Consider the following 13,615-nt stretch of genomic DNA (forward strand, 5'->3'; position numbering starts at 1 on the left):
TACTACATTAGCTTGATTGACATAACAATCGGCGTTCTCGAAAGCGATTGACTGGGGGGGGGGAGCGCTATCCAGTTAGCGTGTCTGCGATGCTAGTAATATCGCCCCTTAAATGAAGTTTTACGTGTCATCAAAGGGGCGAAAGGGGGGAAGTAATTAAGAGTACTTCACTTCAAGTTGTTCAGCTTTTGCAAATGCTGGGTGTGTCGCGAGCTGCTTCCCATAACGTTCAATATTAGGGAAGTGATTAACTAAACCAAACTTTTGAACCAATTCGACAATGAAAGACATCATGATGTCAGCGCCAGTCAGACGCTCTTCTACTAGGTAAGTTTTGCCTTCTAAGGATTGCTCGAAGTAGCCTAGTACATTCATTGCTTCCTTGTCGGCATAGCCTGATAAAAACTGAGTTTCATTTGGCTCTTTGCTTACGAAGATTTTTAGCAGCATAGGTAAAATTGCAGAGCTTTCTGCAAAGTGCATCCATTGCAAATATTCTGTGTGTGCTTTTGTACCACGCTCAGGAGCAAAGCCTCCGTCACTGTATTTCTCAATCAAATATTCGGTCATTGCACCTGACTCAATGATAATCTCGCCGTTATCTTCAAGAACAGGTGACTTTCCTAATGGGTGAACACTTTTTAGTTCTGGCGGTGCCATGAAGGTCACGGAATCACGAATATAGGGTACAATCTCGTAATTTACATCTAGCTCTTCAAGTAACCAAATGATGCGCTTTGAACGAGACTGATTGAGGTGGTGAAGTTTAATCATTTACATATCCCTTTTTATAATGGGTCGTTAATCTGTACTACAAGCTTGCCGAAATTCTTACCTTCCAACAGACCGATGAATGCTTCTGGCGCATTATCCAGTCCTTGTACTAGATGTTCGCGGTATTGGATCTTTCCTTCTGCCAACCATTGATTAATATCTTGCGCAAATTCACCGTAACGATGTCCGTAATCATCAAAAATGATGAAGCCTTGCACCTTGATTCGTTTGGTCAGGAGCTTACCCATTAGTAATGGAAGGTGGTCGGTACCTTCAGGCAGCTCTGTCGCGTTGTACTGAGAAATCAAACCACAAAGTGGGATACGCGCATTTGTATTCAGAAGTGGCATTACAGCCTCGAATACTTTGCCACCTACGTTTTCGAAGTAAACATCGATACCTTTGTCACAGGCATTTTTCAGTTGTTCTGCAAAGTCTTCAGCTTTGTGATCAATACACTCATCGAAACCAAGCACCTCTTTAGCGTAACGGCATTTTTCTTCTCCGCCTGCTATACCAACAACTCGGCAACCTTTGATTTTACCAATTTGACCAACTGTTGCGCCTACAGGCCCCGTAGCAGCTGCTACCACGATGGTTTCCCCTGGTTTTGGCTGACCAATGTCGAGTAAACCCATGTACGCGGTAAATCCTGGCATACCTGCAACGCCTAACGCGTAAGAAGGGTTTTGCGGTTCTTTACCAAGTTTAATGACCATCTCACCAGTTGAGATAGCGTAGTCTTGCCAGCCAACAGTGTAGGCAAGAACCCATTCACCCGCTTCGTAATCTGGGTGGTTTGATGTTTCTACCTGACAAACTGTACCACCGACCATTACGTCATCAATTGCAACAGGGTCAGCGTATGATTCGGCATCACTCATGCGACCACGCATGTATGGATCTAGAGATAAATAAACCGTTCTCAATAGCATTTCACCCTCTTTCGGAGTCGGTTTCGTTACCTCTTCTAAACGAAAGTTTTCTTGTGTCGGTGCACCATGGGGACGTGACGCGAGTACGATTCTGCGATTTGTTGCGTTAGTCATATCTATCTCACTTGTTGATTAGACCGGTCGTCTAGTATTTATTTCAAAATATCCCGCTTATTTAAAGCGGGAAGGTTTACTGTGTTAACACTGACGCTTTTTCTGACAGTGAAACGTGTGTAGGGTGTTCATTCTGCTTCCACGCCGCCCGTTATGGGCAAGTGCGCGTATTCTGCAGTAAGTGTTGAGTATAGGTCAGACTTTGCGTCAATGCTGCCTGATCTTGATAAAGTTTGTTCAGCAAGCTAGCGCCATTCCAAAGGTAGTATATCTGCCTTGCTAATAACGCACTGTCACCATTGGGGATTGAGCCATCTTGAATGCCGATGTCAATGCAATCCGCTATCGCTTGAATGGTTTTGTCTGCTCCTTGGCGTAATGCCAAGCGCATTGACTCTGAGAGATCGGAGACTTCTGCACTTAACTTAACCAATAAACATTTGTTCGCATTACACACGTCGTCTTCTACTTTGACCATTTCTTCGAAATAGCTCATTAGGCGTTGGTAGCCACTCAGTTCAGTATTGGTAAAGCGTGCGTTTAAACGCTCAAAATACTTAGTAAAGTAGTCTTGAATCATCGCTTCACCAAATTGTTCTTTGGATTTGAAGTAATGATAAAACGAGCCTTTTGGCACTGCGGCCTTTTTTAATAGCTCTGAAAGACCAACACTCGTGAACCCTCGGTTTACGATCAACTCGTATCCGACGTCGAGAATATGTTGGCGTGTGTCATTCGTCTTTGCGTTCATGAAGTGTACTATAGAATGAATTAGACCAGTCGTCTAGCCTTTGTTGTGGGTTATTTAATCAGCTCATACTCAATAACAAATAGCGTGTCGGTATTTGGGTAGATTTCTCGAATTAACTGCTCGAGTTTTGGTAGTTCGATGGCTTCTTGTTCTGCATGAAACTCATTAATTTCTTCAAAGTGAAGTGGTTCTACAGAACGTATCTTGATATCGCAGACTTTACGATCCGTTTCTAAGGTAAAAACTTCGACTTCTGTATTGGGAACGTAATGGCTTTCTGATTCATCTCGAATCGTTATCGTCTTTTTGCCTGACGTGATCAACGGAGTTAAGAATTCAAAAAAAGTAATCTTGGTTGGATGAGATGGCATGATGTACTCGTTAGTCTGGTTGTTTGGCGTAATTATATACCCAAATCCCTCAGAGATTCCTGTATTACTAGAACGATCGAGCGCGGATGAAGCGAATTAACTTGGCACTAAAGTAACCTGAGATAACGCCTATCCAGTTGGTGCTGAGATCATCAAAACTAAATGATCGATTTGGAATAAAAAGTTGGCTTATTTCTTCCATTGAAACGATAGCTAGCAGCAGTAGCAAAAGACGAATCCCAAAAAAGTCGGTTTTATTCGAGCTCACCAGAGAAGGGAACGTGAAGACCGATAAAAAGCCGATCAATAAACTGAAAGTAAAGTGAAGCGTACTCGATCCGCCTAAGTAGGTTTCCATTTGCAGGTAAGTGGTATGGTGTAGGTCAGAGCTTTTCCACAAAGAAAGTGAAGCGGTTAACATCAGGACTAAAACAAAACTCGTGCGTGCCAGTATTAAAGCCATAATTAACCTATTGGAAAGAAGCCTAAGTAACGTTTTACAAAGTACAGTGCAGCTAAATTCTGGATAGCCATGCCAATTGCCATTGCCCACGCTGCACCAATCACCCCAAACATTTGGCAAAGCGTAACAAGTAGGCAGATGGACACCGTACCGGAGGAAATTGTAATGTATTTCATGGTTCTCTCATGACCACTCATTAATAATAAAAAACCTACTGAACCAGTCGCAACATTGACTAACTGCCCCAGAGAAAGGACGACTAATAGTGGCGCCGCGGCGAGAAACTCCTCACCAAAAAACTGCATTACAAACTCGGGGAAGAGGGTGCAAATAATTACGGGTACAATCGCTAAACCAACATTGGCTCGGCACGCCAAGCGGCTCAGGTTCTGCAGTTTACGCATTTGACGCTCTTTGTAGAGAGAGGCAAACATCGGGGCGACCACAAAGTTAATGGTAATCAGCACGAAGCCAATCAGTAGTGATGTACGTTGGGCTGCGGCTAACAAACCGAGTTCCGCTGTTGAGATAAAAAAGCCCGTAATAACAAGGCTTCCCCATTGAAGAACATTCGTGAAGATACTGCCAACCCAGACTTGCTTGGCAGAAGAGACCATTTTTTTGTTTGGTACGAAAGCCGATGTTTGATATTGATCTGAGCCAAGCCAATTGGCACTAGATATGACCGCGACACCTATGCTCGCTAAAAGCAGTGCGGTCATTAGATTGTTGATATTTTGCTGACCGATATAGTCTAGGGCAAAGACAAAAATGACCATCAACATGCTTACCCCAAGCTGCAACGCAAACAGAGATGATACTACTTTTCTACATGCTTGAAGCACCCGACTGTTGGTTTGCGCAAGCACCAAGAAAGGTATGCAAAGCAAGCATAAAGTAATCGCATACATTGGTGATTGAGTCTGGTTTAGCTGTTCTGGAAACAGATTAAACCCTGCTAACAAAACGCCTATGGCGAGCAAGCAAAATGCCATACTTCGATAAAGTGCGGTTTTATAGTTTTGGCTTTGTTCAAGCTTCTCTTTGTTATTAAAAGCGATCGCATTGTAACGAACTAACGAGACATCAAAACCTAGCTGAGAAACGATAGCGAGTAGCGAGACTAGGTTGAATAAAAAGAAAAATTGACCGGCCGTCGAAGCGTCACTGGTCTTCGATACAATCAGAGTCAGTAAAAAAGCAAATAGCGCACTCAACACACGCGTGATTGCGGTTTTTAATCCAGTAGATAACAAGCTTTTTTTACCGCTGGGCATCAACAGTAATTTTTGTTGAACAGTGTGAAACATAGGGGCATTTAACCGTAAAGTTTATTGAGTGCGAGGCGCTGTTTTTCTTCACTGAAGGCATCGTTTAATTCTGCTGTATATTGGCGAAAATCAATCTCTTCATAATGATTGACACAATGCGCGATCTGCTTGGCCATTTCTTCAGGTGTGAGCGCTAAAAACGGGTAGTTGAGATCTTTGGTTGCGCCGATGGTCCGAATAACCATAGGAAGATGTAACTTGGATGCTTCTAGAATGGTTAACGGCATCCCTTCCCATGCTGCAGTATGTAGATAAAGGTCTGAACCCTTGAGCTTTTCAACTACCTCATCGCGAGGCAGCATGCCCGTTACATCCACATTTTCAGTGCGTAATTTCTGTTCGAGTACGTGGTCACCGCCACCTATCCATGTGATTTCTATCGGGCGGTTAAGCGCATACCGATTAAGGAACTGCAATGTGCTGATAAGAAACTGAGGATCTTTTTGGGGCGCGACACGACCAAGTACAACGAGCTTCAGCGCTTCTTGCTTGTTTCGCTCTATACGATCTTCACTTTGATAAGACACGTAGTTGTTGAGCAGTTCGGCACGTTTCGCACCAATGCTAATGGCTAGGTCACACTCTCGTTGGCTACAGCCTGCAACCACATCAATTTTGCTCAGTTTTACTTTCTCTAGTGCTTTATAGATCTGGCGTGCAAGCTCTGAGATATCTTCACGTTCGAAGGCATAACAGTGCGGTGTGTAAACCAAGCGTGCCTTGCCAAGCTTTAGAAATCGGCCGAGAAATCCCGCTTTACTCGAGTGCAAATGCACGACGTCGGGAGCAAGTGATGCAATCATGTGGTTTGCATCGCGAATAAATTGAAGCAAGCCGCCTTCTACCCACTTTGTCTGTACGAAAATGTGGTGGTTGTTCTCATTGGTCAAGTCGTTTTCTCGGGCTCTGGCTAGCAAGAAATGTTGATAAGGCTCGTCTCTGGATGAGTGAACATAACTATAGAGGGCGGTTTGAACGCCACCTCCAAACGCTTCTGTAACATGGAGTACTTTCTTCATGATGATTTTGTCCCTGGTGTTTGCATCCATTTGTGTTTAAAAGCATCACGCTCTTGCTCTGAATAAACGTGGCGATACAAGGGAAGATCGTACATATAGAACAGTTTTGAGAAGTCGTAGTGATTCTTAAAGTGTTGGTGGATATTGGAGTACCACTTGTTTTTCGCTTCGTTGCTGTTTTTCAGTACGAAGTCTTGCAACTCAAGAAACTCACCGATTTCTTTATCAAGAGAACTGAGCTGTTCGCATTTGATTAGCATGACGTTGGCCTGATCGTTCTGGAATGTGAAGAAAGGTTGAGTGTTGTCCAGCTCTTGGCGCATCACATCGATATTGAAATTACGCTTTAACTCGTTGTCGAACCAGTCCGCAAAATAGTTGAGATTGATATAGTTATCAAAGCAATGCTCGAGGTGCTGATACGTGACTTCCATATCTCGGTGAATTGCATCATTCTTTTTGCCTTCGATAAATTGCAAATGGAGGTCTTGAAAGAAACGAGAAAAGACAGTTGCGATTGGATCGCGGACCAGCGTAACGATTTTAATCTGCTCGCGTTTTTGTAAGATACGTTTTCGCTGCTTGAGCACTAAGCGATAGAGTGCGCGGTTTCGGAAGTCGAAGAATTTACTCACGTCTTTTTTATTGTGATACATGTGAAATTCTTCGTGATCATCAAAGGTGTGGATGTGATAGCTCGGGATATTTTTCTCCCCTAGCGTGTGCTCAATTGATGAGGAGCCAACTTTGCCCATTTGGTAAACTAAAACAAAATTATCAGCTTGGAGTTCTCGGTTCTTTTCAAATTGTCGAGAGATTGAATACTTCATCTATCCTATCCTTGATTATTCATATTCGTGGTGATGGTTTACCGGAAAAGTATGAGCAATGGCCCTTGAGTCGTTGCTCATGCTGATCATGACGGGTAATAAGAGTATTAAAATTATGGTGGTGTTTACCGCAACGAAAAACACCATGATGAGGGCGTATATCGCAAGTAATAGGCTTTTTCTGTTTTCATTAAGACTACGGAAGCAAAAGCGAATAAAAAGAAAATAACCACCAAACAGCAGACCGATACCAAACAATCCGTATTCAATTGCGGTATCTAACACAAAGTTGTGGGTGTAGATCGCCAGCTCATCATAATTAAAGTAACTGATCATAAAGTTGGGTAACATTTTCGCGCCGACACCTAACACTGGGTGTTGAAGTAAAATATCTAGCCCATTGGCAAGTAAAAGTTTTCTATGAAGATTCGATACCCAGCGCGCTTCACTTTGGTTGGCAAATAAGACGTCTTCTTGGGTTATTTCCAATGTGTCTGCTAGCGTTTCAAACCCAACGTAGAGTGTGGTTGTGACGGCAGTAAACACAATGAAGCTCAAGGCTAATAAAATTGTCCACGTGTACGTTTCGCTGAGCGATTTTCTCATTAAGTTTTTTACGAGCAGTTGGTCAAAGAAGAAAAGCAGACAAAAACCAAGTAGCGCTTTTCTTTCTTGTGACAACACCAGTAATACTAAAGCTACGAGCATCAAAAGGTGGAAAGCGCGAATTTTATCTCGATAAAGGTACAGTAGTGAGCACAGTACACCGAACCCGTATTTACTTACCCCGAGTAACTTAAACCCACTTTGATAGCCCTGAGCAAAGTGCCATAAGGCAACGAGCGAACAGATGAAAAACAACAGATACGTGAAATAAACCATTACCCGTTCGTCATCAAACACGCCATAGGCGTACATTAGGCTCAGTAGGCACAAAATCGCTAACCATTGCACAGTTTCTATAACTAGCGGCATTAAAGGGACGCGATTTAGCAGACCACTTATGAACACATACCCAGTGAACAATACGAGGAACCCCATACAGGGATGTATGAGTTTTTCAGCTTTTCCTTCCAATACCACTAATGCAGTAAAACCAATAGACAAAAGGCTTGCGATGTCAGATGGGGCTAGCGCTATTCCTCCAGCACGAAACTTCATTGGAATAAAGAACAATACTAATAGGCATGCTGCAAGCAATGAGGCGCGATGGCTCGATGGCGCGGAACTATTTGTTGGCGCAAAGCTGCTGGTAGATTCCATAGTAACCTTCACGAAATTTATCGATGGTGTAGAGAGAGGCCCTATTGACTGAGTATTGACTTGCAGCGTCATACCGCTCAACACTTTCACACAGTTGGAGAACTTTTTGGCTCAGTTCAGTGGCGTTACCAACTTGAAATAAATATTCGGCACGTCCGGTGACGTCATCCAAACCAGGTACGTCCGACGATAGTACGGGTAAGCCTGCTGCCATCGCCTCAACCGCCGCCAAACCAAAGCCTTCGACGTGCGACGATTGCACGTAAATATCCATGTCGTTCAAAAAGGCTGGAACGTCAGAAACTACGCCATGAAAGTGAACACGTTGCGCGACGTTGATTTTTGTTGCCAATGCTTGCAGTGACGATTTTTTTTCTCCATCTCCCGCAAGGTGGAGTTCGTATCGTCTTGGTAAATGGATAAGTGCTTGGATAAGCGTTTCATGGTCTTTATGTTGGTGAAGTCGGCCCACCATGCCAATCTTGATAACTGGTTTGTCGATTAGGTGGCTGGCGAATCTTGGCGTCATAGAAAACCTTTTTAAATCAACGCCATTGTGCACCACGTGATATTTATGTTGATAGCGAGGCATGAACTTCACCAGTTCATCTTGTACTTTTTCACTAATACTGACCGTCAAGTCGTGGCCCCAATATAAGACGTATTCCATGAACTTAAACAGCGGATAGTCACGTCGACGGTTATAAGAACAGTGCTCAGTCTGGATTCGTTTTTTACCTACCGCCAATAGCGCTAGGTAAATGGAAGGGTAGAGGTGCCCGTGAACGACATCCGGCCAACGCAGCAAAGAGAATTTCTCACTCAATGACAATGTGCGCCAGTTAAAACACTCTACCCCTTGGGCGGATAGCATTGGTAAGTAATCATTTTCATCACACAAGACCAAAATTTTGATTTCGTATTCAGGCTTATGTTCTAAAACAAGGTCGACTAAGAACTTCTGAGCACCGCCGTTCTGAGAAAGATCATTGATAATATGTAGAATCTTGGTTTTCATGATTAATTGGTCAGATATTGCTGTTTAAGGTCGGTGATTTCTGTATTTGAGAAAAAGTGCTTCGTCAATTTAGAATTCAGCATTTCTTCAACGTACTCGGGTGTAGGTTGAAATTGCGTTTTGAATTCTTTCATTAGTGGCGAGTACCATTTGTTGTCTGATTGATTTTCATAAACAACATCCACGGGGTAACCTAAAAAGTCTTCAACTGCGGAGTTAGCCTTTGTTAGCTTGTCACTTCGAATGACCAACAGTGAGAAGTTATTGTTATGGTATGTTTGATAGCCTACTTCGTGATTAAAAGACTCGTTAAACACATCAATCCCTGTTAGTTGTTTGATCTCGTTGTCAAACCACTGCAGCGCATATTGATGATTCATGTGCTTATCAAATGCTTCTTGGAGTAATTGCGGTCGTTCGGTACGTATTGCGCTGTCATCCTTTAGATATTTGTCCGCCATCCAAAAAGGAAGTGCTTGAAAGAACATTGAGACATTTCGTCCGATCGGTTCACGCACCAGCGAGATAATTCGAACTTTTTTCTTACGCTTTAACATGCGGCTCATCGTTATGCGCTTTAGTCGTCGCTTTAACGCATTGATCTGAGGCTTATGCAATTGCGCTCTAACAGGGGATATTTGTTTTTGCGCATCGACAGTCATAAGGTCGTGCAAGTGAATCGAGTTAGGAATGGAATGCTCTAATGCACTCGAACCTACTTTGCCCATTTGATAGATCAATACCGGTTGTTCTTGGCTTTTCAAGGTTTGGTACCAAGATAGGTTTACGTTAGTAGGCGTATTTCTGGACATAAAGCGTCTCTCCTTCCTTGGCCTTGGCTTGTGTGATTAAGACGCCAAGAGATGGAACTGAGTGTTGTATTTGTTTAGATAACGCAAGGTTAACCAGTGATGATTTTGTTGATTCTGAGCGAATGACGGTAATCAGACCATTGGCATACTGACCAAGAATAAGTGCGTCACTCACTGACAGTAGGGGCGGTGTATCGATAATGATCCGGTCATACTTATTTTGAAAATGTTCGAGCAACTTTTTAAAGCGATCAGAAGCCAGTAATTCCTGTGGGTTTGGCGGAATTAGGCCGGCCGGTAATACATCTAAGTTGGCTTCTTTTATATGTGTAATACAATCTTTGATTGGCGTATCCATCGTCAGGATATGCGTTAAGCCAGGGCTTGATTCAGCAATACCGAATCGCTTTGCGATGGAAGGTCGACGTAAATCGCAGTCGATGATCAACACCTTTTCCATTTTTGAAAACGACACCGCCATATTGATACTGGTCGATGTTTTTCCTTCTTCTGGAATAGCAGAGGTAAAGGGCAATATCTTTTGCTTCGTGTTGGTTAATCTGAGCAGAAGCGAGGTTCTGACGGAGCGGCAAGCTTCACTAAATAGCTTTTCTTCATCATCTAAATACGCGGTATAACTGACGCCGTTTTTACGCAAATTGCGTTTTTTGACCATAGGAATCACACCTAAACACGTAACACCAAGTTTCTCCTGCACATCGGCTGTGCTTCGGATAACTTCTCGCATCGTTTCTAAGATGATGACCAGAGCGCAAGCAATGGCAAAGCCAAAAAAGGTGGCAATCAGTACTAGTTTGATTCGTTGTGGTGCCACCGGGAATAGAGGAATGATGGCTTTATCAGTAAAGCGAGCAGTGACATTCTTGTAGTCGCTGGTGGCGTTGGTCTCTTTCTCACGATTTAAGAACGCTTCATAGAGTGCCTTATTGGATTCAACCTCGCGTTTTAACTGTTCGTAACGCGCTTTTTGTGACCCTAACGATTGGAAGTCTGACTTTTTGTTATCGAGTTCTGCTCGAAGCATGTCCTCTTGCGCTTTTGCAGCAAGAAGGTCTTGTTGCTTACTGAAGGAAATGTCCCGGATGAGTTGCTGGGTTCTTGATTGAATTTCAGCAAGCTGTGCTTTCGCCTGAATCATTCGATCATGCTTAGGTCCGTAGCGCTGTGCCAGTTCAGAGAGATTTTTGGCTGCCTGTGCTTCCGACAATTTTAGATCGCGGATTTGCGCTTGATTAGCGAATTCATCAATTGACAACAAGCTGTCTAAACTTTGCGAAGATTTACGTCGTAACAGTTGGATTAACGTCTGCGCTTCAATACGCTTATTAACAGCGATATTCAGCTTGCGAGTGAGTTCTTCTAGCTCATTTGCGTAAATTTCATCAATACCGTTTATATCGATCAACCCTTCTTTTAACAAGAATTCTTGCAGCGCTTGCTCCGAGTTACGTAATCGCTCCTCCAATTTTTGAGAGTTATTTGTCAACCAAGTAGCCGCATTTTGTGTAACGACCAATTTGGCTTCAAAATTTGCGTCAATATAGGCTTGGCCGACCGCGTTGGCGATTGTCGTAGCAAGCTTAGGATCGGTAGAACGAAAGCGAATTCTGACTAATTGGGTGTTACGTACTGGCTCAATATCGAGTTTACTTCTGAAAGCTTGAAGTGCCTGATAATAGGACTCTGAAAACTGCGCGGTTTCTTTTGGGCTTGGTGCCACATTCAGTAGGTCTTGAACAAAAGGAATCGACTTTATTTGGTCGATTTTTTTATTTAACCCCCCTGAGCTTGTGAATTCAGGTAATTGGGTGAGGTTCAGCTCCCTAATGACCTTATCTGCAATATGATTCGATTTTAAAATGGCGATTTGCGTTTGAAAGTACTCTTTTTTTGTCGTGTCGACGCCATATACTTCCTCGATTGAAAGGGCGCTTTTTTGCTCCTCTTGGATGAGTAGCGTAGCTGTAGCTTGGTATATCGATGCTTTGGAGTAGATATACCAAGTACAAGTTAATGAGAACAGAAGCGTGAATGCTGCGATGCTTAGCCAATTCTTTTTAATCGCTTTGAAGTGATGGCCAAAACGAATCAGTTCTACTTTGTTCATCTGGAGATTATTTGGATGAGTCCCGTTCATTTGATTCCCTGTCACTTAAAAGAAGCTCTGGTCAATAAATACAATGTCACCAGGTTCAACGTTGCGGTGCATACTGACCCCCTCCATCGTTTGACCTGTTTTATGCTTGGTGAGGTTAATGCCTTTGCGTGAGGCTCTGTCGGTCAAGCCGCCTGCTAGAGCGATGGCCTTCTCTATGGTTAACCCTGGACGGTACTCAAATCCACCTGGTTTCCTAACTTCGCCATTAACGTAAAACAGACGAAAATTATTGATGGTAACCATCACTTTTGGATTTATGAGATAATCGCCTTTCAAGCCCGTTTCTATTTCGTACTTGAGTTGTTTCGGTGTTTTTTTGATTGCTTTAATTCGGCCAAGGTAGGGGTAATCAAAGTAGCCATCTGACGTTATTAGAATATTTTTAATCGTAAGATCTTCTTCACCATAGACCTGCACGGAAATGGTATCGCCAGTATCGAGTAAGTAATCTTCCTCGTTTGAGTCAGCGTTGACCAAAGTGCTAAATAGCAACAACGCTACACTCATGAATTTGATGAATGCCTTCATTAATAATCCTTTTTACAGAGAAAACTGTGCGCTTAAAGTCCAAATGTTTTGTTCGAAGCTATAACCCGATCGGCTAGAGTTTTTATCTTGGTATTGCCAATCGGCTTGCAGCTGTATCCAACGTTTGATCTGATAATCGATACCAAAAGATAGAGTGTACCGATCGTCGTTTCTGGAGATTCCCGTGTAATCATCTTGTTGATAAACAGCAGCTAAGCGAGTTGCAAGGTAACTATTCCAATCGTGCTTGAGGTTCAGTCGGTAACGAGTTTGTAGGTTGTAATCGCCATCTTGATCGGGGTTAACCGCCGCTTGAGTGGTTTTCACGCTGACTAGAGTTTGTTCTTGAGGCAACCATTCAAAGCCGATATCCCAACTAAAGCCTTTAAATGTCTCTCGTTGAGCGCTGTCAAAATCTTTGATTTGATAACCGAGTCGAGCGATGCCTTTGGTTTTTCCTGTGACTTCCCATTCGGCACCGGTGTAATAGAAACTGGTGTTGTTATCTTTCGATGGCTGCGCAGAATTTCGGTGCTGATACTCGGTTACGATTTGGTTTGTTCCGACTAACCAATAGGTTCTTGGCGTCGCTCTTAAATAGAACTCCAAATGTGCATTGGGAGCTCGAAAATCGTTGTATTTAGTTTTAGCGTTTGGGCGACCAGGCAAGCCGTCACGATAGTTTTGATAGGTTTTATCACTATAGCCTAAACCGAATTCGAGTCTGCCTTTGGCACCGTTAGATCCAAAGACATAATTGGTTTTTACATCGTTACGGTTGAACTCTATTGGTGAGTCGATTGCGCTACCATTACCTTCGGTAATATCTTCTCCTCGAACTTCATGCTGGGCGCGAAAACGGTAATCAACCACTAAACGATGACGATGATTAAATTCGAAAAAGTTGGAAAACTGAAAAGTGTGGTCGTCGAAGTCGTTGCGATCGTCAGATGAAAAGCCCGCTTTTAACTTATATAAAATATCTGCGCGATAGCGATTCCGTTCTATACGTGCTAGTAAGCTTGGTTCTATACCCCAAATATTGACCGATTCTACATTGCCGGATTTTTCCGCTCTATTGATGTTGTCATCTCCCTCGTAGAAAGTTTTTACGAGGGGTATCAACTCTATACCAGACTCGGTTTGGTAAGCCATCGGTTCTGCGAGCAAGTCAGTAGAAAACAGACTTAATGCTATTGCCATTGTCAGTTTCTTCATAATCTTAAC

At 43.1% G+C, this 13,615-nt stretch carries 14 protein-coding genes; all 14 read right to left on the minus strand.

All coding sequences use genetic code 11. The features are described from left to right. Positions 1-156: 156 nt before the first annotated feature. The 14 genes from R7035_RS12540 to R7035_RS12605 all read right to left on the minus strand — a co-directional run bounded on the left by R7035_RS12540 (position 157) and on the right by R7035_RS12605 (position 13,606). Positions 157-774: a glutathione S-transferase family protein gene (locus tag R7035_RS12540; protein ID WP_115386774.1), complete on the minus strand. Its 618-nt coding sequence runs from the start codon at positions 772-774 to the stop codon at positions 157-159. 14 nt (positions 775-788) lie between these two features. Next, the gene (locus tag R7035_RS12545) at positions 789-1,823 is read right to left on the minus strand and encodes an NADP-dependent oxidoreductase (RefSeq protein ID WP_005375239.1); all 1,035 of its coding nucleotides are present in this window, start codon (positions 1,821-1,823) and stop codon (positions 789-791) included. A gap of 151 nt (positions 1,824-1,974) precedes the next feature. Next, entirely contained in the window at positions 1,975-2,574 is a 600-nt protein-coding gene (locus tag R7035_RS12550) for a TetR/AcrR family transcriptional regulator (protein ID WP_005385858.1), read from the minus strand. Positions 2,575-2,624: 50 nt separating this feature from the next. After that, a complete protein-coding gene (gene yqfB / locus R7035_RS12555; RefSeq protein WP_262651882.1) occupies positions 2,625-2,945 on the minus strand; it encodes a N(4)-acetylcytidine aminohydrolase in 321 nt (106 codons plus the stop codon). Positions 2,946-3,012: 67 nt separating this feature from the next. Then, the gene (locus R7035_RS12560; protein ID WP_226084007.1) at positions 3,013-3,408 is read right to left on the minus strand and encodes a VanZ family protein; all 396 of its coding nucleotides are present in this window, start codon (positions 3,406-3,408) and stop codon (positions 3,013-3,015) included. A 2-nt stretch (positions 3,409-3,410) separates the two neighbouring features. Further along, positions 3,411-4,718 (minus strand): oligosaccharide flippase family protein, encoded by a 1,308-nt coding sequence (locus R7035_RS12565; RefSeq protein ID WP_021707644.1) that lies wholly within the window; start codon positions 4,716-4,718, stop codon positions 3,411-3,413. 8 nt (positions 4,719-4,726) lie between these two features. Next, complete coding sequence (locus tag R7035_RS12570) at positions 4,727-5,758, minus strand: glycosyltransferase family 4 protein (protein WP_053303830.1); 1,032 nt, start codon at positions 5,756-5,758, stop codon at positions 4,727-4,729. Continuing rightward, complete coding sequence (locus R7035_RS12575) at positions 5,755-6,588, minus strand: putative capsular polysaccharide synthesis family protein (protein ID WP_005375258.1); 834 nt, start codon at positions 6,586-6,588, stop codon at positions 5,755-5,757. The genes R7035_RS12570 and R7035_RS12575 overlap by 4 nt, the downstream gene beginning before the upstream one ends. A 15-nt stretch (positions 6,589-6,603) precedes the next feature. Then, a complete protein-coding gene (locus R7035_RS12580) occupies positions 6,604-7,851 on the minus strand; it encodes an O-antigen ligase family protein (protein ID WP_262651881.1) in 1,248 nt (415 codons plus the stop codon). Beyond that, complete coding sequence (locus tag R7035_RS12585; RefSeq protein WP_053303827.1) at positions 7,817-8,869, minus strand: glycosyltransferase; 1,053 nt, start codon at positions 8,867-8,869, stop codon at positions 7,817-7,819. Before R7035_RS12585 ends, R7035_RS12580 begins: the two co-directional genes overlap by 35 nt. Before the next feature lie 2 nt (positions 8,870-8,871). Further along, positions 8,872-9,681 carry a putative capsular polysaccharide synthesis family protein gene (locus R7035_RS12590; protein ID WP_262651880.1) on the minus strand — a complete coding sequence of 270 codons (810 nt, stop codon included), beginning with the start codon at positions 9,679-9,681 and terminating at the stop codon, positions 8,872-8,874. After that, positions 9,659-11,839 (minus strand): GumC family protein, encoded by a 2,181-nt coding sequence (locus R7035_RS12595; protein ID WP_171344158.1) that lies wholly within the window; start codon positions 11,837-11,839, stop codon positions 9,659-9,661. The genes R7035_RS12590 and R7035_RS12595 overlap by 23 nt, the downstream gene beginning before the upstream one ends. Before the next feature lie 15 nt (positions 11,840-11,854). After that, positions 11,855-12,388 (minus strand): polysaccharide biosynthesis/export family protein, encoded by a 534-nt coding sequence (locus R7035_RS12600; RefSeq protein WP_005375265.1) that lies wholly within the window; start codon positions 12,386-12,388, stop codon positions 11,855-11,857. A gap of 12 nt (positions 12,389-12,400) precedes the next feature. Next, a complete protein-coding gene (locus R7035_RS12605) occupies positions 12,401-13,606 on the minus strand; it encodes an outer membrane beta-barrel protein (protein WP_318146154.1) in 1,206 nt (401 codons plus the stop codon). Positions 13,607-13,615 lie beyond the last annotated feature (9 nt).

Source organism: Vibrio sp. 1731 (assembly GCF_033339955.1).
GTDB classification, from domain to species: Bacteria; Pseudomonadota; Gammaproteobacteria; order Enterobacterales; family Vibrionaceae; genus Vibrio; species Vibrio alginolyticus.